Source organism: Rathayibacter sp. AC182 (genome assembly GCF_979253875.1).
Genome location: NZ_CEEDEK010000002.1, coordinates 65345 through 86227 on the forward strand (window position 1 = coordinate 65345; position 20883 = coordinate 86227).

Sequence of the window (20883 nt, forward strand, 5' to 3'; positions counted from 1 at the left end):
CCGGTGAGAGGCATGCTCCGATCGTAGCCACGGGTGCGCCGAGGATTCGAGCCGTGCACGAGGATGGAGCGGTGCAGGCTCCCGACCAGATCGACCGCGCGCTGATCGCGCGACTCCGCGACGACCTCCTCCGCGCCCGGTACGGCGTGGACGCCGTCCGCGAGCTGTGGGGAGGCGGCCGCCGTGGCCCTGCACCGCGGCGACCGCGTGCCGGCACGGCGTGCGCTCGCCCGCTCCGCGGCGGGATCCGTTGAGGAGCGGGCCCGCGCCGTGCTCGCGCGGCTGTTCCTCCTGGCCGATCCCGTCACGGCTGCGGAGGCGGAGGAGGCGCTCCCCGCCCTCGGGCTCGACGGCGCGGTCGAGCTGGAGCTCGTGCGCGCCGAGGCCGGAGCGGTCGTCGTCGCCGCGCTGGATCTGCGGCCCTACGACCTCGTCGACTCGCGCGGTGCCGCCTCCTGGTGGATCGCCTCCGACCTCGGCGAGCTGGCCCTGGGCCGCGCACTGTCCGAGGACCACGTCCTCGGCGTCGGCGGAGCGAGCCTGACCCTGACCGGGCTGATGATCCAGCGCCCGGTCGGCAGCGTCCTCGACCTCGGCACCGGCTGCGGGATCCAGGCCCTGCACGCCTCCCGGCACGCCGACCGCGTCGTGGCGACCGACATCTCGCACCGGGCCCTCGCGATCGCCGCCCTGAACGCCGAGCTCAACGGGATCGACTCGATCGAGTTCCGGCACGGCAGCCTCTACGAGCCGGTGGCGGGGGAGCGGTTCGACCACATCGTCACCAATCCGCCGTTCGTCATCACCCCGCGCTCGCCCGGGGTGCCCTCCTACGAGTACCGCGACGGCGGACTCGAGGGCGACGAGATCGTGCGCCGAGTGGTGGTCGGCGCAGCGGAGCACCTGACCCCCGGCGGCGTCGCGCAGCTGCTCGGCAACTGGGAGTACCGCGAGTCGGCCGACGCCTTCGACCGGGTCCGCGGCTGGCTGGCCGACACCCGCGGTGCGCTCGAGCAGGCGCTGGAGCCAGGGCGCGCGGGGCTGGACGCCTGGATCGACGGCGCCCGGTCGCCGCTGGACGTGTGGATCGTCGAGCGCGAGCAGCAGGATCCGGCCGTCTACGCCGAGACCTGGATCCGCGACGGCGGCACGACCCGCGGAGCGGAGTTCGACACCCTGGTCGACGCATGGCTCGAGGACTTCGAGCGCCGCGGAGTGACGGCTGTCGGGTTCGGCTACGTGACCCTCCGACTGCCCGCGCGCCCCAGGCCCCCCTTCGAGCGCCTCGAGCGGATCGACGGAGCACTCTCGACGGCGGGGCTCGGCGGTCACCTGGCGCACTGCCTGGACGCCGCCGAGCGGCTCGCCGACCTCGACGACCGCACCCTCGCGGGCCTGTCGCTCGTCGTGGCGCGCGACGTGACGGAGGAGCGGCACTACTGGCCGGGCAACGACGACCCGACCGTGCTGCGGCTGCGCCAGGGCGGCGGCTTCTCGCGCACGGAGGACGTCGACACGGCGCTCGCCGCGGTCGTCGGCGCGTGCGACGGTGAGCTCTCGCTCGCCGCCATCATCGCGGCCGTGGCGTCGCTCCTGCACGTGGAGGAGGAGGCGGTGAGCGCCTCGGTGCTGCCGGGAGTGCGCGATCTCGTCTCGACGGGGATGCTCGTCCTGCCGTGACGCGCTGCTGCCGATCCCGACGCGTCAGAAGAGCGTCGCGGGGGCGTCCTCGACGGCGGGATCCGGGGAGTCGACGCCGCGGCGTCGGGCCAGCCCGGTCCGGCGTCGACCGGCTGCCGGCGCTGGTAGGCGGTCGCGGCGGCGCGGGCGCGGACGTCGGCCGCCTCGTTCATCCGGTGGTTCGCGTGCCCCTTCACCCACTCGAAGGTCACCGCGCGCCCCTGCAGGGCCTCGTCGAGCGCCTTGATGATCTCGACGTTCATCACCGGCTTGCCGTCGGCCTTGCGCCAGCCCTTCCGCTTCCAGCCCGGCAGCCACTCGGTGCAGGCCTTGATGGCGTACTGGCTGTCGCAGAGGATGTGCAGCGGCTCCTCCTCGTGGGCGGTGGCGCGCAGGAGCTCGAGCACCGCGGTCAGCTCGCCGATGTTGTTGGTGCCGTGGGACCAGCCGCCGGCGGCCCAGCGCTCGTCGTCGACGTACCAGGCCCAGCCCGCGGGGCCGGGATTGCCCAGGGCGGATCCGTCTGCGGCGGCGATGATGCTCACGTACTGCTCCTCGTGCGGTCGGCGCACCCGCGCGGGCGCCTTTCGAGGTAGTCGCCCGACGGCGCCTGCCCGGCCGGTGGCGGGATCGGGGCGGAGCGCAAGCGGGTGCCGGATGTCGGTCGTCGCCGCCACAGTGGACGGATGACCAGCATCCCCACCCTCACGCTCAACGACGGCACCTCGATCCCGCAGCTCGGCTTCGGCGTGTTCAAGGTCGACCCCGACGAGACCGAGCGCATCGTCTCCGAAGCGCTCGAGATCGGCTACCGGCACATCGACACCGCGGCGATCTACGGCAACGAGGAGGGCGTCGGCCGGGCGATCGCCTCCCTCCGGCCTGGCCCGCGACGACCTCTACGTGACGACCAAGCTCTGGAACGGCGACCAGGGCCGCGGCACCGCACCCGGCGCTCTCGACGCGAGCCTCGAGAAGCTCGGGCTCGACTCCGTCGACCTCTACCTCATCCACTGGCCCAGCCCCGCCCAGGACCGCTACGTCGAGAGCTGGGAGGCGATGCAGGAGCTGCGGGCGGCCGGCCGCACCCGCTCCATCGGCGTCTCGAACTTCCTCGTGCCGCACCTCGAGCGCCTGCTCGACGCGACCGACGTGGTTCCGGCCGTCAACCAGATCGAGCTGCACCCCTACCACCAGCAGCCGACCGTGACCGCGTTCGGTGCTCAGCACGGCATCGCGACCGAGGCGTGGGGGCCGCTCGGTCAGGGCAAGTACCCCCTCCTCGAGCTGCCGGTGATCACCGGGGCCGCCGAGGCGCACGGAGTGACGCCGGCGCAGGTCGTGCTGCGCTGGCACCTCGACCGCGGGCACATCGTGTTCCCGAAGTCGTCCACCAAGGCGCGCATCGCCGAGAACCTCGACGTCTTCGGCTTCGAGCTGGGCGACGACGAGCGCGACGCGATCACCGCGCTGGAGCGCGCGGGCCGCGTCGGCGGCGACCCGAACGAGGTCGCGTAGTCCGGGCGGGTCTCGCGTCCTCCTGCTGATCGAGTAGCCCCGCAGGGCGGTATCGAGATCCCCGAGCCAAGGGGTCTGTCAGCCCGCGCGCCCCGCGATCGTCACCCGGGTCGCGTAGGGCATCCCGATGCGCTCGCCCGGCAGGCCGTCCACGACTCCCGAGACCGCTGCGAGCACCGCGGCCCGCTCCGGCTCCGGCAGGGCGATGACATAGCTCCGCGACGCGAGGGCGTCCTGCAGCGCCTCCCGCGTCATCTCGTGCATCCAGTCGAAGGCCGCGAAGGCCCGGCGCTCGAGCGCGGCGCCCAGCGGCGGCCGCAGCGTCTCGAAGCGCTCAGCGGGGGAGGAGCCCGCGACCTCCCCGAGGCGCCGCACCCACGGCACGCTCTCGTCGCGGATGTTCCACACGAGGGCGACGACCCCGCCCGGGACGAGCACCCGCGCCACCTCGGCGCTCGCCCGCTCCGGATCGACCCAGTGCCAGGCCTGCGCCATCGTCACGAGCTCGACGGACGAGTCCGGAAGCCGGATCTCCTCCGCAGTGCCCGGCAGGGCCCGCACCGAGGGCAGCAGCTCGACGAGCCGCCCCCGCATCGCCTCGTCCGGCTCCACCGCGGTGACGTCGAGCCCGCGGGCGACGAGGGAGGCGGTGAGCTTCCGGTCCCGGCGCCCAGATCCAGGACCCGCAATCGATCGGAGGCGTCCGCTCCCGCGGCCCGCGCGCGTTGCGGCACGTGAGCGGCCGGCGCGCGATCCGGCGCGTGCGACAGGACCCAGTCCACCGCGTCGTCCGGGTACCCCGGTCGCCCCCGCTCGTAGGCGTCGACGGCGGTTCCGAAGGAGCGGGCGGGGTCCTGGTGCGTCATGCCCCCGAGGCTACGATGCGCTCGTGCGGTGCAGCACGTCGATCGCGTAGCCGTAGCCCGCGATGCCCGCCCCGACGATCACCGCGACCGCGACGTCCGAGAGGTACGAGCGGTGGCGGAACTCCTCGCGCCGGTGCACGTTGCTGATGTGCACCTCGACCATCGGGAGCTCCGTCGCCAGCACGGCGTCGCGGATCGCGATCGACGTGTGGGTGTAGGCGCCCGCGTTCAGAATGACTCCGGAGCAGGTGCCGCGCGCCGCGTGCAGGCGGTCGATGATCGCGCCCTCCGAGCTGCTCTGGAAGAACTCGACCTCGGGGCCGAGGCTCCGCGCGCGGTCGGTCGCCAGCGACTCGACGTCGGCCAGCGTGTCCGAGCCGTACACCTCGGGCTCGCGCGTGCCGAGCAGGTTCAGGTTCGGTCCGTTGACGACGAGGATCGGGAGCATCCTCCGACCCTAGCGGCGGCGGTCCTCACTCCACCGGAGCGAGCACCGCGAGATCCAGCGGCAGCGGCGGCAGGGCCGCTCGCAGGCGGATCAGCTCGAGCGCGTGCGCGTCGAGCCGGCGGTCCTCGTCGCTCCGCGGCTCGAGCGCGGGCACCGGCTCTGCGGTGCCGTCGGCGCCGGGCACCACGAAGACGCTCATGCACTGGGTCGTCAGCTCCGAGTTCGCCGGTGCGCGGGTCCCCCGAGCGCACGTGGATCGCGAGGTGCATGCTCCGGCCGCCGGTGTGGATCAGGCGCGCCTCCACCTCGACCAGGTGACCGATGCGGACGGGGCGGTAGAAGTGGATCCCTCCGGAGTAGACCGCGACCGCGTCGCGTCCGCTCCAGCGCTGGGCGACCGTGTCGGCCGCCTCGTCGATCCAGCGCATCACGATGCCGCCGTGCGCGTTGCCGCCCCAGTTGACGTCGCCCGGAGCCGCGAGGAAGCGGAAGACGATGCGCGGCCCGGTGCCCTCGTCGGTGTACCGCTGCTCGCGCATCACCTCGTGCAGCGCCCGGCGCCCGGCGATGCGGGCGGCGGCGCCCTCGGCGAGCGCCGAGTCCTCGAGCGAGCGAGGCAGCCACTCCGGCACCGCGCGCGGCCGCTTCTCCGCGTCGACCGCCACGAAGATCAGGAGGCGGTGGGTGGCGGCCTCGTAGACCCCCGTGCGCGGATCCGCCAAGCCGACCCGGACGAGCACGTGCATGCTGCTGCGCCCGGTGTGGATCACCTGGGCGCTCGCCTCGATCAGGTTGCCGACGACGATGGGCCGGGTGAAGTGCACGTTGCCGACGTAGGCCGTGACGCAGTAGCCGCCGCTCCAGCCGACGGCGCAGGCGTAGCCCGCCTTGTCGATCCACTCGAGCACGCGCCCCGCCTGGGCGCTGCGGCCGTCGGCGGTGGCGTCCTGGGGAGCCGCGAGGAAGCGGAGGGTGATGCGGTCGGTCATGTCGTCCAGTGTTCCGGGTGCGGGAGGCGAGGGAGTGGACCCGCGGGAGGTGCGAGGAAAGGGGGATGATCCTCCCGCGGGCCACAGGGAGCGCAGGCGCGGGGCCTGCGAGTCGGGTCAGGCCGCGTGCGGCACCGCGAGCTCCTGGGCGAGGAGCCGGAAGCGGAGCGCCGCGAGCTCGGCGGTGAGCTCGGCCGGGAGGCGCTCGCCGAAGCGGGCGAAGAACTCCTCGGTCAGCGCGCACTCGTCCAGCCACGCGTCCACGGGCACGGAGAACAGCTCGGCCTTCACGGCGTCCGAGAGGTTCAACCCGTGGGTGTCGATCGCCACGGGGAGATCCCCGAGCGGGCTGCGGCGCGCGTCGGCCGTGCCCTCGAGTCGGCGCACCAGCCACTGGATCACCCGGGCGTTCTCGCCGAAGCCGGGCCAGAGGAAGGAGCCGTCGGCGCCCTTGCGGAACCAGTTCACCTGGAAGACCGCGGGAGCCTTCTCGCCGAGGTCCTCCCCGATCGCGAGCCAGTGCGCGAAGTAGTCGGCCATGTTGTAGCCGCAGAAGGGGAGCATCGCGAACGGGTCGCGGCGGAGCTCGCCGACCGTGCCCTCCGCTGCGGCGGTCTTCTCGGAGGCGATCGTCGCGCCCAGGAACACTCCGTGCTGCCACGAGGTCGCCTGCGTCACGAGCGGCACGTTGGTCGCCCGACGCCCGCCGAAGACGATGGCGTCCAGCGGCACGCCCTCGAAGGCGTCCCAGTCGTCCGAGAGCGAGGGGCACTGCAGCGCGGGCGCCGTGAAGCGGGCGTTCGGATGCGCGGCAGGCGTGCCCGACGCCGGCGTCCACGGCTTCCCGCGCCAGTCGGTGAGGCGCTCGGGGACGTCGTCCGTCAGGCCCTCCCACCACGTCGCCGTCCTCGCGCAGCGCCACGTTGGTGAAGATCGTGTTGCCCCACAGCGTGTGCACGGCGTTGGGGTTCGAGGTCCGCCCCGTGCCGGGCGCCACGCCGAAGAAGCCCGTCTCCGGGTTCATCGCCCAGAGCCGCCCGTCCTCGCCCTTCTTCATCCAGGTGATGTCGTCCCCGAGGGTCTCGACGCGCCAGCCCGGCAGGGCCGGCTGCATCATCGCGAGGTTCGTCTTGCCGCACGCACTCGGGAACGCCGCGGCCACGTGGTACCGCCGCCCCTCCGGCGAGACGACGCGGATGAGGAGCATGTGCTCGGCGAGCCAGCCCTCCTCGCGGCCCATCGCCGAGGCGATCCGCAGGGCGAAGCACTTCTTGGCGAGCAGGGCGTTGCCGCTGCGTAGCCGGAGCCGAACGACCAGATCTCGCGGGTCTCGGGGAACTGGGTGATGTACTTCGTCTCGTTGCACGGCCAGGAGACGTCGTCGCGGGTGACGCCGTCGGCGTCGCGCAGCGGGAAGCCGACCGAGTGCACGCCCCGCACGAACGCGGTCTCCTCGGTGAAGGCGGCCAGCGGAGCGGCGCCCACGCGCGCCATGATCCGCATGTTGAGCACGGCGTAGGCGGAGTCGGTGAGCTGCACGCCGAGCTGCGGAGCGGGCCGCCGATGGGGCCCATCGAGAACGGCACGACATACATCGTGCGCCCGCGCATCGCGCCCTCGAAGTACGGGGCGATCTCCGCCTTCATCGCCGACGCCTCGCGCCAGTTGTTGGTGGGGCCGGCGTCGGCCTCGTCCGTGGTGCAGATGAAGGTGCGGTCCTCCACTCGGGCGACGTCGTCGGGATCGGTGCGGGCGAGGAACGAGCCGAGGCGCCACTCCGGGTTGAGGGGAGGAGCTTGCCCTCCTCGACCATGCGCGCGGTGAGGCGGTACCACTCGGCGGGGGAGCCGTCGCTCCACTCGATCGCGTCGGGCTGGAGGATCGCCGCCGTCTCTCGGACCCAGCGTCGCAGCGCGAGCGGCGCGGGCGGGACAGCGACCGCGGGAGTCGGGGTGGGGGCGGTCAGGGTGCCCGGCTCGAGCCGCACGGTGTTGGTGAAGATGCTCACTGGTCGCTCCGCTTTCTGGGATGTCGTCGTCGACGGGTGGGGAGTCGGCCTCGATCAGTGCGTCGAGGGGCGTCCGTGTGGCGCCTGCAGCCAGAATGGAGGAGGATCGGGGTCTCTTGACGGTCTCCGGACTGTCAAGAAGGCTCTTTTCCCGCATTTGTCACAACCGATCGCAGGAGCTCGTCGTGACCGCATCCAGCGCCACCCCGCCCGGCACCGACGCCGCCTTGCTCGGGCAGCGGATCCGGCACTTCCGGACCCGCCGCGGGCTCACCCTCGGACAGCTCGCCGAGCGGGTCGGCGTCTCCGGGAGCCAGCTGTCGCTCATCGAGACGGGGCGCCGCGAACCGCGCCTCTCGCTGATGCAGGCGCTGGCCTCAGCGCTCGGAGTCGAGCTCGCGGCGCTGCTCTCGGACGAGCCGCCGAGCGAGCGCGCCGCACTCGAGATCGAGCTGGCCCGGGTGCAGAAGGGCTCGCTCTACCGCTCTCTCGGCCTGCCGGAGTTCAAGGCCAACAAGGGCCTCGCGACACCGGTCCTGGAGGCGTTCCTCGGTGTGTACCGCGAACTCGCGCGGCGCAGGAACGAGGCCAGCGCCACCCCCGAGGAGGCGCGGCGCGCGAACACCGCGCAGCGACTCCAGCTGCGCGAGAGCAACTGCGTACCTGCCCGAGATCGAGAGCGTGGCGGGGGAGATGCTCCGGACGGTCGGGCACCGCGGCGGTGCCCTCACGCACAACTCGGTCTCGCGGATGGCGAGGCACCTCGGCTTCGAGATCATCCACGTGGGCGACCTCCCCCACTCCGCCCGCTCGGTGATCGACCTGGCCAACGGGCGGATCTACCTCCCTCCGCGTCGATCCCCGGGGGCCACGGCCTGCGGGCGCTCGCCCTGCAGGCCATGGCGCACCGCCTGCTCGGGCACGAGCGCCCCGTGACGTACGCCGACTTCCTCCGTCAGCGCCTCGGAGATCAACTACTTCGCCGCCGCGTGCCTCATGCCGCGGGAGCCGGCGGTCGCGTTCCTGCAGGAGGCGAAGCGCGGCCGCGACATCTCGGTCGAGGACTTCCGGGACGGCTTCGGCGTCACTCACGAGGCCGCCGCGCTGCGCTTCACGAACCTCCTCACCTCGCACCTCGACATCCGGATGCACTTCCTGCGGGTGCTGGGCGACGGATCGATCCAGAAGGCCTACGAGAACGACGACCTCCCGCTGCCGACGGACGTGACGGGAGCCGTCGAGGGCCAGGTGGTCTGCCGCTACTGGTCGGCGCGCTCGGCCTTCAGCCGCACGAACCGCACGACGGAGTACTACCAGTACGTCGACACTCCTGCCGGCACCTTCTGGTCGGCGTCGCAGACCGGCACGACCGCCACGGAGGAGTTCTCGATCACGGTCGGGGTCCCCTTCGCCGAGGCGCGCTTCTTCCGTGGACGCGACACCGACCGCCGCGAGCTGTCCCGCTGCCCGGACGAGTCGTGCTGCCGCCGCGCCCCCGCCGAGCTCGCGGCGCGCTGGGACGGCAACGCCTGGCCCAGCGCCCGTCTGCACGCGCACGTGCTCGCGCCCCTGCCCTCCGGGACCTTCCCCGGCATCGACGACGCCGAGGTCTACGAGTTCCTCGACGCGCACGCCCGCGAGTCCTGACGTCCCTTCCGCGAGACGCCACTCCGGTACGCCCCGCGTGGCGTGACCGGACCGGCATCCCGCGAGGGCGTCAGTCCGAGATCAGCGCCCGAGCGGTGCCCTCGTCGAGGATGACGTCCGTGATGAGCCCGGCGTTCAGCGCCCCGCGGAGCCCCGGCAGCTTCGACGCCCCCGAGACCACGCAGATCCGCCGCGCCGCCCGCCGCACCGTGGAGAGGTCCGGGCCGCTTGCACGTTCGTTCATGGGGATGTCGTCCCAGGTCCCGTCGGCCCGGTAGAACACCGTCGCCACGTCGCCGACGACCCCGGACTCGCTCAGCGAGGTGAAGTCGTCCGGCTCCAGGTAGCCGCCGATGTAGACCTTCGACGGCACCGCCGCGAACGGCGAGCCGAGGCCGAACAGGGCCACGTCCATCCGCTGCTGCAGCTCGAGCACGCGCTTGGTCGAGCGCTCGCGCCACACCGCCTGCTTGGTGAGCGGATCGTCGAAGAACGCCTGCACCGGGAACTGCTGCACCTTCGCCGCATAGGCGTCGCCGAAGCGGCGGAGGATCTCGCTGGAGTAGTTGATGCCCGTGGTCTCGGTGTTGCCCGCGCCGTTCAGCTGCACGATCTGGGTGTTGTGCGTCTCCTTGGCGATGAGGTGCCGGCTGATCGCGCTCATCGTCGAGCCCCACGCGATGCCGACGATCATGTTGGAGTCGATGAACTGGCCGAGGATCCGCGCAGCCGAGAGGGCGACGCGCTCCAGCCGGTCGATCTCGCTGGTGTGATCCGGAACCGGGACGATGTGCGCCGTGATGTCGAAGTGCGCGCGCACCTCCGCCGAGCGCGCTCGCGCGATCGAGCGGGGAGCGGATCTGGATGTCCACGAGGCCCGTCGCGCGGGCGTGCGACAGGAGCCGCGACACGGAGGAGCGCGACGTGTGCAGCTCGTGCGCGATGGCGTCCATCGTCAGGTCCTGCATGTAGTAGAGCTGAGCCGCGCGGAGCGCGTCGCGGGTCTTGTCGGGATGGGTCGCGTGCGTCGTCTCGTCGAGTTCGACGACCGGTCGGACAGGGGTCACAGATGCTCCTTGCACGTATTTCCACCCGTATTGACCGGATGTGTTCCCGGGTCAAGGATGGCTGTATTCCTCCGCGAAATCAATCGTCGCCCCCCAGGTGCCGATACTGCCGCGAAGGCCTCGACGAATACACACACGACACGAAGGCGAGTACGAAGTGGCACAGTCTGTCGGAACTCCCGGAACCCCCGCGATCCGCGAGAGCGATCGCCGCCCTGCGGGACACCCCCGAGCGACCGTCCTCGTCATCGGCGGTGGCATCAACGGCATCGGAACCTTCCGCGAGCTCGCGCTGAACGGCGTCGACGTCGCGCTGGTCGAGCGCGGCGATTACGTCTCGGGAGCGTCCAGCGCCTCGAGCCCACTGATCCACGGCGGCATCCGCTACCTCGAGAACGGCGAGTTCCGCCTCGTCAACGAGGGGGTGCACGAGCGCAACGGCCTGCTGAAGATCGCTCCCATTACGTGAAGCCGCTGCAGACCACGATCCCGATCTACTCGACGTTCTCGGGCATCCTCGCGGCGCCGATGCGGTTCCTGACGCACAAGTCGGGCAAGCCGCAGGAGCGGGGCGCTCTGCTGATCAAGGTCGGCCTCACCCTGTACGACTTCTTCTCCCGCGACGGCGGAGTCGTGCCGCGCCACCAGTTCCACGGCCGCAAGCGCTCGCTGAACGAACTGCCCAAGCTCGACCCGAAGATCAAGTACACCGCCACCTACTTCGACGCGTCGGTGCACGAGCCCGAGCGCCTGGCGCTCGACGTCCTGCGCGACGGACTCGTCGGCGGAACGAAGGCGCGCGCGGCGAACTACGTCGAGGCCGTCGGAGACCTCCGAGGGCGGCGTGCTCCTGCGCGACCGCGAGACCGGCGAGGAGTTCGCCTTCCAGGCCGACGTCGTCGTCAACGTCTCCGGACCCTGGACCGACTTCACGAACACGGCGCTGGGCACCACGACGAAGTTCATGGGCGGCACCAAGGGCTCGCACATCGTGCTCGACAACCCCGAGCTGGTCGAGGCCTGCGAGGGACGCGAGATGTTCTTCGAGCACAGCGACGGTCGCATCGTCCTCATCTACCCGCTCAAGGGCCGGGTCATGGTCGGCACGACCGACATCGAGGCCGACCCCAACGAGCCGGCCGTGCACGGAGGAGGAGATCGACTACTTCTTCGAGCTCGTCAGCCACGTGTTCCCCTCCATCCCGGTGAACCGCGACCAGATCGTCTTCAAGTTCTCCGGCATCCGCCCCCTGCCCCGTCACGACGACGAGACCCCCGGCTTCGTCTCCCGCGACTACCGCATCGAGCCCTCGACGCTGCCCGACGGGAAGACCCCGTCCTGAGCCTGGTCGGCGGCAAGTGGACGACCTTCCGCGCCCTCTCCGAGCACCTCTCGAACGAGGTCTTCGCGAAGATCGGAGTGACGCGCCGCGTCTCGACCGTGAAGACGGCCATCGGAGGCGGCAAGGGCTACCCCCGCACCGACGCGTCCCGCGCGCAGTGGATCAGCCAGCACCGCTCCGGCCTGTCCTCCGCCCGCACGGGCCAGCTGCTCGAGCGCTACGGCACCCGCGCGCAGGAGGTCATCGAGGCCCTCGCCGACGGACACGACGAGGCCCTCGACTTCGACAAGGACTTCACCACCGGTGAGATCCGCTACCTGGCCCGCCACGAGAGCGTGGTGCACCTGATCGACCTGGTCATGCGCCGCACGAACCACGCCTTCACCGGCGGACTCAGCCGCGAGCTCCTCGAAGAGCTGGCCGAGCACACCGGGTCGGTCCTGGGCTGGGACGAGGCGACGCGCGCCGACGAGGTCGACGCGACCATCTCGCACCTCAAGCAGTACAACGGCGTGGACGTCGGAGGCACCTCCCGTCCAGACGCCGACCGCCGTCCCCGCGTCGTAAGCGGAGACAGGCGGAAGAAGACGGAAGTCCCGGCGCGATCGTCCTCGCCCCGGGACTTCCGTCGCCGATACGCACGAACGTGCACGCGTCGCTCCTTGTCGGGGTGTCGGGGCGCGGATAACTTCACACACGTCGGGCATCGATGCCCGCGCCGGACGCCTGCGTGCGTCCGCTCGAATCGGAGGAAAAGGTCATCGTGGACAATCTCGGAGTGGTGTTCCTAGCGGAACTGGTGGGGACGGCGCTGCTCGTCCTCCTGGGCTGCGGCGTCGTCGCCAACGTGGCGCTGGTGAAGAACAAGGGTTTCAACGGCGGATTCCTGATGGTGAACATCGGATGGGGCTTCGCGGTCTTCTCCGGTGTGATCGTCTCGTACAACTCGGGCGCGCACCTCAACCCGGCCGTCACGCTCGGCCTGGTCGCGAGCGGCGCTGAGGAGTTCGGCTCCGGCGTGCCGGTCGACATCGTGTCGATCCTGACCTACATCGCGGCGCAGCTGCTCGGTGCGATCCTCGGCGCCGTCTTCTGCTGGCTCGCCTACAAGCAGCACTTCGACGAGGAGCCCGACCCGGCAACAAGCTCGGCGTCTTCTCGACCGGCCCGGCCATCCGCTCCTACGGCTGGAACTTCGTCACCGAGGTCATCGGCACCTTCGTCCTCGTCTTCGTCGTCATCGGCTTCGGCGGCGGACGCCAGGGCGACGGCGGACTCGCCGCGCTCGGTGCGCTGCCCGTCGCGATCCTCGTGATCGCGATCGGCGCCTCCCTCGGTGGCCCGACCGGCTACGCGATCAACCCCGCCCGTGACCTCGGCCCCCGCATCGCGCACGCCCTCCTGCCGATCAAGGGCAAGGGCTCGAGCGACTGGTCCTACTCCTGGGTGCCGATCGCCGGCCCGATCGTCGGCGGACTGCTCGCCGGCTGGTCCTCGCTGGTCCTGCTCCCCATCCTCTGATCCGCGCTCCACTCATCCCCGTTACGAAGGAGTAATCACTTGATGGCTGACTACGTCATTGCTATCGACCAGGGGACGACGTCGTCCCGCGCGATCATCTTCGACAAGAAGGGATCGATCGTCTCCACCGGCCAGAAGGAGCACGAGCAGATCTTCCCGCGCGCGGGCTGGGTCGAGCGCGACCCGATCGAGATCTGGAACAACGTCCGCGAGGTCATCGGCCAGGCGCTCTCGCGTGCCGACCTGACCCGCCACGACATCGCCTCCGTCGGCATCACCAACCAGCGCGAGACCGCGGTGGTCTGGGACAGGACGACCGGCAAGCCGGTCTACAACGCGATCGTCTGGCAGGACACCCGCACGCAGTCGATCGTCGACCGCCTCGCCGGCGACGAGGGTGCGGACCGCTTCAAGTCGATCGTGGGCCTCCCGCTCGCGACCTACTTCTCGGGCACCAAGATCGTGTGGATCCTCGAGAACGTCGAGGGTGCGCGCGAGAAGGCCGAGGCGGGCGACCTGATCTTCGGCACGACCGACACCTGGGTCCTGTGGAACCTGACCGGCGGCATCGACGGCGGCGTCCACAAGACCGACGTCACCAACGCGTCGCGCACGCTCTTCCTCGACCTCGAGACCCTCGAAGTGGCGAGACGACATCCTCGAGGCGTTCGGCGTCCCGAAGTCGATGCTCCCCGAGGTCTGCTCCTCCTCCGAGGTGTACGGCCACGTCGAGTCCTCGTCGCTGCTGCGCGAGGTCCCGATCGCGGGCATCCTGGGCGACCAGCAGGCCGCCACCTTCGGCCAGGCGGCGTTCGACCCGGGCGAGGCGAAGAACACCTACGGCACCGGCAACTTCCTGATCTTCAACACCGGCACCGAGATCGTCCACTCCAAGAACGGCCTCCTCACCACCATCGGCTACAAGCTGGGCGACGGCGAGGTGCACTACGCGCTCGAGGGCTCGATCGCGGTCTCCGGCTCGCTCATCCAGTGGCTGCGCGACAACCTGGGCCTCATCGGCTCGGCTCCCGAGGTCGAGGCGCTCGCCGCGACCGTCGAGGACAACGGCGGCGCGTACTTCGTGCCGGCGTTCTCGGGTCTCTTCGCGCCGTACTGGCGATCGGATGCGCGCGGCGCGCTCGTCGGGCTCACCCGCTACGTGAACAAGGGCCACATCGCCCGCGCAGCGCTCGAGGCGACCCGCGTTCCAGACCCGCGAGGTCCTGGACGCCGTCAACGCCGACTCCGGTGTGCCCCTGCAGGAGCTCAAGGTCGACGGCGGCATGATCGCCAACAACCTGCTGATGCAGTTCCAGGCCGACATCCTCGGCGTCCCGGTCGTCCGACCGGTCGTCGCCGAGACCACCGCGCTCGGAGCCGCGTACGCCGCGGGCCTTGCGGTCGGCTTCTGGGAGAACCTCGACGACCTGCGTCAGAACTGGCAGGAGGACTCGCGCTGGACCCCCTCGATGGACCAGGACGAGGCCGCCCGCCAGTACCGCCTCTGGAAGAAGGCCGTCACGAAGACCTTCGACTGGGTCGACGAAGACGTGTCGTAACCCCTTCCGCAGCGGTCCTCGCCCGCTGCGGCGCTGTCGGCTCTCGCAGACGGTCGCGATGCGGAGAGCGTCTCGCGTCCGGCTACGACGGAACGCTCGCACGCAGTTCCGCCGGTTCGCCTCGCGGAGCGCGGCGAACAGGAACGCCGTGATCTCCGGATCGGTGAAGCGCCTCGGCGCGGCCTTCGGGTCGTGCCGAGGCGCTTCTCGTTCCCCCGACGGCGCCCGCCCTCGCTGGTCGAGTAGCCGCGCAGCGGCATGTCGAGACCCCGCCTCGCCGAGATCGCCCCGCAAGCCGTCCCGCTCAGAGCCCGAGCAGCTCCGGCGGCTCGTCGAGGGACCCGATCCGCCGCACACCCAGTTCCCGGGCGTCCTCCGGGAGCTCGCGTCCGTGCTCCGGTCCGCCCACCCGGTCGAGCCAGACACCGCGGAGGCCCGCCCCGGGCGGCGCCTATCGCGTCGGTCCCGAGGCGGTCACCGACGTACAGCGCGTCCGGACGGAGCCACTCGAAGCGCTCGCAGGCGACGTGGAAGATCCGCGGATCCGGCTTCGTCACTCCGACCTCGCCCGACGCGATCAGGTGCTCGACGCGCTCCGAGAGGGCGATCGCGTCCATCTTGCGCGTCTGGAAGTCGAGGTCGCCGTTCGTGATCACTCCGATCCGCACGCCCGCCGCCTCGAGCCGGTCGAGTACCCGCAGCGCGTCCTCGTGCAGCGTCCAGGCCGCGACGTACTGCTCGAGGTAGGAGGCGAACCACTCGCTCGCCTCCTCGGGCGTCAGCTCGATGCCCGCGTCCGCCGCGAAGGCGATCGCGCGGGCGCGCCGCTGACCCTCGTAGTCGAGCTCGCCCGCCAGGTAGCGGTGGTAGTGCTCCTCCTCGAGCTCGTACCAGCGCCGCTGGAGATCGGCCGGCTCACCCGCGTACGCGCTCCCGAGCGCCGCGGCGTGCGCGACGATGCCCTCCTGCACCGCCCGGGCGTGCCGGAAGAGGGTGTCGTCGAGGTCGAAGAGCGCGAGCGTCCAGCACGGGTCAGCGGGTGCGGCGGAGGAAGCCGATGCGGTCGTACACGGTCGCGAGGGTCTTCTCGGCGGTCTCGGAGGCGCGGTCGGCGGCGCGGGACAGCACACGGTCGAGCTCGGCCGGATCCGCCAGCAGCTCGGCCGTCCGCGCGCGGATGGGGCCGAACGTCGCGGCGACGACCTCGACGAGGCCCTTCTTCAGGTCGCCGTAGCCGCGACCCGCGTACTCCTGCTCCAGCGACTCGACGGTCCGGTCGGCCAGGACGGAGTAGATGGTGAGCAGGTTCGAGACCCCGGGCTTGGCGGCACGGTCGAACCGGACCTCCGATTCCGTGTCGGTGACGGCGCGCATGATCTTCTTCGCGGTCGCCCTTCGGCTCGTCGAGGACACTCAGCAGACCAGCGTCCGACTCCGCCGACTTGGACATCTTGGCGCCGGGGTTCTGCAGGTCGTAGATCTTCGCGGTCTCACGGGCGATGTGCGGCTCCGGGACCGCGAACGTCTCGCCGAAGCGCGTGTTGAAGCGCGCCCAGCGAGGTCGCGGGTGAGCTCGAGGTGCTGGCGCTGGTCCTCGCCGACCGGCACGGCGTCGGTCTGGTAGAGCAGGATGTCGGCGGCCATCAGGATCGGGTAGGTGAAGAGGCCGACCGAGGCCGCCTCCGCGCCCTGCTTCGCCGACTTGTCCTTGAACTGCGTCATGCGGCTCGCCTCGCCGAAGCCGGTCACCGTGTTGAGGATCCACGCCAGCTCCGCGTGCGCGGGCACGTGCGAGCTGGATGAACAGGGTCGAGCGCTCGGGATCGATGCCGGCCGCGATGTACTGGGCCGCCGTCGCGCGGGTGCGCTCGCGCAGCTCGGCCGGGTCCTGCGGCACGGTGATCGCGTGGAGGTCGACGACGCAGAAGTACGCGTCGAAGTCCTCCTGCATAGCGACCCACTGCGTGAGCGCGCCGATGTAGTTGCCGAGGTGCAGCGATCCGGAGGAGGGCTGCATGCCCGAGAAGATGACGGGCTTGGCGCCCGGAGCGGTGGGAGTCATGGTGAGGCCTCGGTTGCAGACGGTGGCGCGGTGATCGCGCAGGGGAGTGGTGGAGGGGTCAGAGCTCGTAGTCGACGACGACGGGGGCGTGGTCGGACCAGCGGGTGTCCCAGCTGTCGGCGCGATCGATCTCGTAGCTGCGCGCGAGCGCGGCGAGCTCGGGGGTGGCGAGCTGGTAGTCGATGCGCCACCCCGTGTCGGTGTCGAAGGCCTGGCCGCGCTGCGACCACCAGGTGTAGGGGCCGGGCACCTCGCCGGCGAAGCGGCGGCCCAGGTCGATCCAGCCGAGGCCGGCTCCGGCGTTGTAGCCCTCTTCGCCCTCGGCGCCGAGGAAGCGGTCGAAGTAGGCGCGCTCCTCGGGGAGGAAGCCGGCCTTCTTGACGTTGCCCTTCCAGTTCTTGATGTCGAGGGTCCGGTGGCCGACGTTCAGGTCGCCCATCACGACGGCGAGCGGGTTGTGTGCCTCCAGCTGGGGGAGCCGCTCGGTCATCGCGTCGAGGAACTTCACCTTCTCGTCCTGCTTCGGGGTGCCGACTCCACCCGAGTGCACGTAGGTCGAGACGACGGTGACCGTGCGGTCGCCGACCTCGTAGTCGGCCTCGAGCCAGCGCCCGGCGAGGTCGAAGTCGTCCGCTCCGAGCGCTACCCGGTGGATCGTCGCGCGATCGCGGGATGCGAGCGCCACTCCGGCGCGGCCCTTGGCGGTCGCCTCGTCGTGCAGCACGTCCCACTCGTCGCCGAGCAGCCCGGTGAGGTCGTCGGTGGACGCGCGCACCTCCTGGAGGGCGAGGATGTCGACGTCGCGCGCGGCGAGCCAGTCGCCCATGCCCTTGCGGAACGCGGCGCGCACTCCGTTGACGTTGACGGAGGCGATGCGGAGGAGCTTCTTGGTCACCGCAGCAGTCTATTCTCGGCCGCCGACACGCCCCTCCCGGCAACCGCGTCTCTTCCCGCTGCGCAGAACGTCAGCGAGGACCGCCGCTCATCCGCGATGGCGACTGAGCACGCGTCTCAGCTCAAATTCTGCCCCCGACCCCCGATGGCTGGGCCCTCCGCGGCGCACCGGGTGTCCTCGCTTCCGCGCCGGCCTCGGCATCACAACCTCAGCTGTGACGTGGGTGAAACCCTGACAGCCGAGTCACCCCTGTCGGAGCTGAGGTTGCGCGTGGCGCTACCGCCGCCGCTCGTGTTCGAGGCGAACCGGCGAATCGCGTGCCAGCGATTCGTCGTAGCCGTCCGCGACCCGCTCTCGGAAACGCATCCCCGTCGCGAAGCCACCCGCGCCGCGGCGGGCGGGGACCGCCGCGGAGATGAGCACAGCCGAACCGGCGAATCGCGTGCCAGCGATTCGTCGTAGCCGCTCGCAACCCGCTTCTGGGAACGCGCCCGTCGCGAAGCCACCCGCGCCGCGGCGGGCGGGACCGCCGCCCATCGTCGAGAGCGAACCGGCGAATCGCGTGCCAGCGATTCGTCGTAGCCGTCCGCGCCCCGCTCTCGAGAACGCACCCCTCAGAAAACCGACCGCGCCGCGGCGGGCGGGGACCGCCGCGGAAAAAGGAACAGCCCCGTCCTGCACCACCTTCCCTCGGAGAAGAAGAAGGCGGCGCAGGCGGGGGCCGTCAGTGGGACCGCTCAGGACGGTCGTTCGGGGGTCGCGGCGGTTCGGACCGCGGCGACGGGGCGAGCCGTGACGGGCTCGGGCACCTCGGCGACCACGGGGGCGCGCTTGATGCTCTTGGCGATGATGACGGCGATCGCGGTGACGACCATTCCGACGAGGATCGCGACCAGGTAGAGGATCGGCTGCCCGACGAGGCCGGTGACCCAGACTCCGCCGTGCGGGGCGCGCAGCGTCGAGCCGAACAGGGCGACGAGCGCGCCGGTGACGGCCGAGCCGATCATCGCGGACGGGATCACGCGCAGCGGGTCGACCGCGGCGAACGGGATGGCCCCCTCCGAGATGAACGACGCGCCGAGCAGGTAGGCGGCCTTGCCGTTCTGGCGCTCGGCGTCGGTGAAGAGGCGCTTGCGGAGCGTCGTGGCCAGGGCGAGACCCAGCGGCGGCGTCATGCCGGCGGCCATCACGATCGCCATCACCTTGAACTGCACCGAGTTCGGGTCGCCGTCGGCGGGGACCGAGGCGAGTCCGGTGGTCGCGAAGGCGTAGGCCACCTTGTTGACCGGGCCGCCCATGTCGAACGCCATCATCAGGCCCAGGATGATCCCGAGCACGATGAGGTTGCCGCCGGTGAGGCCGGAGAGCCAGGACGAGAGTCCCTCGCTCAGGGCGCGGAGCGGCGCCCCGAGGACGACGAACATCAGGAAGCCGGTGATGAAGGTCGCGATCCAGAGGATGATCACGACGGGCATCAGCGACTTGAAGGCCGCGGGCAGCTTGATCCGCGAGATGTAGAGCGCCGCGTAGCCGGCGATGAAGCCCGAGGCGAGTCCGCCGAGGAAGCCGGCTCCGACGGTCACCGCGACAGCGCCGCCGAGGAATCCGGGGGCGATGCCCGGGCGGTCGGCGATGCCGAAGGCGATGAAGCCCGACAGCACCGGCACGAGGAACGCGAAGGTCGCTCCTCCGATCAGGAACATGACTCCGGCCCAGTCGGTGATGTTCACCGGGTTGAAGCCGTTGTCGATGATCTGCTGCGGAGTGAAGCTGACGATCTGGTACCCGCCGAACAGGAACGACAGGGCGATCAGCAGACCGCCGGCCGCGACGAACGGGATCATGTACGAGACGCCGGTCATCAGGTTCTGGCGGATGCGCGTGCCGACGCCGACCTTCTTGGGGGCGGCGGCGGGAGCGGCGGCGGCCTGCGCGCGGGCAGGCGCGTCGGCGGGCCTCGCGCTGCGCAGGGCCAGCGCCCGATCGAGCACCTCGTCCGGCTTGGCGAGCGCCTCGGCGACTCCGACCTGGAGGATCGGCTTGCCGGCGAAGCGGTCCTTGCCGCGGACCTCGAGGTCGGCGGCGAGGATGACGACGTCCGCGTCGGCGATGTCGCCCGCGGTCATCTCCTCGGAGCCGGCGGCTCCCTGCGTCTCGACGTGGATCGGGTACCCGCGCTTCTTCGCGGCCTGCTCGGAAGCGCCTCGGCGGCCATGTAGGTGTGCGCGATGCCTGCGATGCAGCTCGTGACGGCCACGAAGCGGGGGGCGTCGGAGGAGGTCGCAGCAGCGGCGGGCGGTGCGGCCTGCGCGGTGGCGACGGCGCGGTCGATGACCTCGGCGGCCTTCGCGAGCGCCTCCGAGGTGCCGACCTCGAGGGTCGGCTTCCCGGCGAAGCGCTCCTTGCCGCGGACTTCGAGGTCGGCGGCGAGGATGACGACGTCGGCGTCGGCGATCGTCTGGTCCGATCATCGGGTCGGAGCCCGCGGCTCCCTGGGTCTCGACCTGGATCTCGTACCCCTTCTTCTTCGCGGCCTGCTCCAGGGCCTCCGCGGCCATGTAGGTGTGCGCGATGCCGGCGATGCAGCTGGTGACGGCGACGATCCTCATGAGACGACGACCTCTCGGGCGATGATGTCGGCGACCTCCTGGCCGCTGGACGCGGCGCGGAGGACCCGGTGAAGGACTCGTGGATCAGCTTGCGGGCGAGCTGGGCGAGGATCTTGAGGTGGGCCTGGTCGGCTCCATCGGGCGCGGCGATCAGGAAGATCAGGTCGGCCGGTCCGTCGGGGGCGCCGAAGTCGACGCCCTGCTTCGCGATGCCGACGGCGACGCTGGGGGCGACGACGTGCGAGGAGCGGGCGTGGGGGATCCCGATGCCGCCGGGCATGCCGGTGGCCATCTGGGCCTCGCGGTCGCGGACGTCGGCGAGGAACCCGTCGAGGTCGGTGACGCGGCCGGCGTCGGCCAGCGTCTTCGCGAGCTGCGCGGTGGCCTCGTCCTTGGTGGCGGCGGTCAGGTCGACGATGACGGTCGAGGCCTCGGTGAGTGCAGTCATGCGCTCAGTTCTCCAATCGGGAGGTGGGGGTCGGGGGACTCGACGACGATGACGTCGTCGAGCCGGAGGGAGTCGGGCCCCGGGGCTTCGCTGCCCGGGAGCCGGACGGCGGCAGTGCCCCACGCGACTGCTGTCGCGAGGCGCTCCGCCTCCGTGGCGTCGGTGGCCGAGAGGTAGCCCGCGAGGGTGCTGTCCCCTGCCCCGACGGTGCTGAGAGGCACGA

General features: G+C 71.2%; 8 protein-coding genes and 12 pseudogenes. 7 read left to right on the top strand and 13 right to left on the bottom strand.

Annotated elements, in window-relative coordinates; translation table 11 throughout:
• Positions 1 to 71: 71 nt before the first annotated feature.
• Complete coding sequence (locus AC0CII_RS01205; RefSeq protein WP_465228618.1) at positions 72 to 254, top strand: hypothetical protein; 183 nt, start codon at positions 72 to 74, stop codon at positions 252 to 254.
• Positions 184 to 1680, top strand: a complete 1497-nt coding sequence (locus AC0CII_RS01210; protein WP_465228456.1) for a methyltransferase — start codon at positions 184 to 186, stop codon at positions 1678 to 1680. Before AC0CII_RS01205 ends, AC0CII_RS01210 begins: the two co-directional genes overlap by 71 nt.
• Before the next feature lie 8 nt (positions 1681 to 1688).
• Here the strand turns inward: AC0CII_RS01210 and AC0CII_RS01215 are convergent.
• Positions 1689 to 2225: pseudogene (locus AC0CII_RS01215) on the bottom strand (ribonuclease H family protein); the annotation flags it as partial.
• A 141-nt stretch (positions 2226 to 2366) separates the two neighbouring features.
• Between AC0CII_RS01215 and AC0CII_RS01220 the strand changes: the two are divergent.
• Positions 2367 to 3198, top strand: a pseudogene (locus tag AC0CII_RS01220) (aldo/keto reductase).
• Between the two features lie 78 nt (positions 3199 to 3276).
• On the opposite strand, the gene AC0CII_RS01225 reads toward AC0CII_RS01220, so the two are convergent.
• The 4 genes and pseudogenes from AC0CII_RS01225 to AC0CII_RS01240 form a co-directional block, all read right to left on the bottom strand.
• Complete coding sequence (locus tag AC0CII_RS01225; RefSeq protein WP_465228595.1) at positions 3277 to 3975, bottom strand: class I SAM-dependent methyltransferase; 699 nt, start codon at positions 3973 to 3975, stop codon at positions 3277 to 3279.
• Between the two features lie 99 nt (positions 3976 to 4074).
• Positions 4075 to 4512: a type II 3-dehydroquinate dehydratase gene (aroQ, locus tag AC0CII_RS01230; RefSeq protein ID WP_465228457.1), complete on the bottom strand. Its 438-nt coding sequence runs from the start codon at positions 4510 to 4512 to the stop codon at positions 4075 to 4077.
• The gene (locus AC0CII_RS01235; protein WP_465228458.1) at positions 4476 to 5501 is read right to left on the bottom strand and encodes an acyl-CoA thioesterase; all 1026 of its coding nucleotides are present in this window, start codon (positions 5499 to 5501) and stop codon (positions 4476 to 4478) included. The genes aroQ and AC0CII_RS01235 overlap by 37 nt, the downstream gene beginning before the upstream one ends.
• 117 nt (positions 5502 to 5618) lie before the next feature.
• Positions 5619 to 7467, bottom strand: a pseudogene (locus tag AC0CII_RS01240) (phosphoenolpyruvate carboxykinase (GTP)).
• A 227-nt stretch (positions 7468 to 7694) separates the two neighbouring features.
• Between AC0CII_RS01240 and AC0CII_RS01245 the strand changes: the two are divergent.
• Positions 7695 to 9156 (top strand): annotated as a pseudogene (locus AC0CII_RS01245) (helix-turn-helix domain-containing protein).
• A 70-nt stretch (positions 9157 to 9226) separates the two neighbouring features.
• Here AC0CII_RS01245 and AC0CII_RS01250 read toward each other — a convergent pair.
• Positions 9227 to 10124 (bottom strand): annotated as a pseudogene (locus AC0CII_RS01250) (sugar-binding transcriptional regulator).
• A 292-nt stretch (positions 10125 to 10416) separates the two neighbouring features.
• On the opposite strand from AC0CII_RS01250, the pseudogene AC0CII_RS01255 reads away from it, so the two are divergent.
• The 3 pseudogenes from AC0CII_RS01255 to glpK all read left to right on the top strand — a co-directional run.
• Positions 10417 to 12087, top strand: a pseudogene (locus AC0CII_RS01255) (glycerol-3-phosphate dehydrogenase/oxidase); the annotation flags it as partial.
• A 188-nt stretch (positions 12088 to 12275) separates the two neighbouring features.
• A pseudogene (locus tag AC0CII_RS01260) lies at positions 12276 to 13087 on the top strand (MIP/aquaporin family protein).
• Positions 13088 to 13129: 42 nt separating this feature from the next.
• Positions 13130 to 14646, top strand: a pseudogene (glpK, locus tag AC0CII_RS01265) (glycerol kinase GlpK).
• A 431-nt stretch (positions 14647 to 15077) separates the two neighbouring features.
• Here glpK and AC0CII_RS01270 read toward each other — a convergent pair.
• The 7 genes and pseudogenes from AC0CII_RS01270 to AC0CII_RS01300 all read right to left on the bottom strand — a co-directional run.
• Positions 15078 to 15776 (bottom strand): annotated as a pseudogene (locus tag AC0CII_RS01270) (HAD family hydrolase); the annotation flags it as partial.
• Positions 15679 to 16434: pseudogene (locus AC0CII_RS01275) on the bottom strand (tryptophan--tRNA ligase). The pseudogenes AC0CII_RS01275 and AC0CII_RS01270, both read right to left, overlap by 98 nt.
• Before the next feature lie 64 nt (positions 16435 to 16498).
• A pseudogene (locus AC0CII_RS01280) lies at positions 16499 to 16708 on the bottom strand (tryptophan--tRNA ligase); the annotation flags it as partial.
• A gap of 58 nt (positions 16709 to 16766) precedes the next feature.
• Positions 16767 to 17603, bottom strand: coding sequence for an exodeoxyribonuclease III (locus tag AC0CII_RS01285; protein WP_465228459.1), 837 nt, complete (start codon positions 17601 to 17603; stop codon positions 16767 to 16769).
• Positions 17604 to 18340: 737 nt separating this feature from the next.
• The gene (locus AC0CII_RS01290; RefSeq protein WP_465228460.1) at positions 18341 to 20212 is read right to left on the bottom strand and encodes a fructose-specific PTS transporter subunit EIIC; all 1872 of its coding nucleotides are present in this window, start codon (positions 20210 to 20212) and stop codon (positions 18341 to 18343) included.
• Positions 20213 to 20339: 127 nt separating this feature from the next.
• A pseudogene (locus tag AC0CII_RS01295) lies at positions 20340 to 20660 on the bottom strand (PTS sugar transporter subunit IIA); the annotation flags it as partial.
• Positions 20657 to 20881 (bottom strand): hypothetical protein, encoded by a 225-nt coding sequence (locus AC0CII_RS01300; RefSeq protein ID WP_465228461.1) that lies wholly within the window; start codon positions 20879 to 20881, stop codon positions 20657 to 20659. The pseudogene AC0CII_RS01295 and the gene AC0CII_RS01300, both read right to left, overlap by 4 nt.
• Between the last annotated feature and the right edge of the window lie 2 nt (positions 20882 to 20883).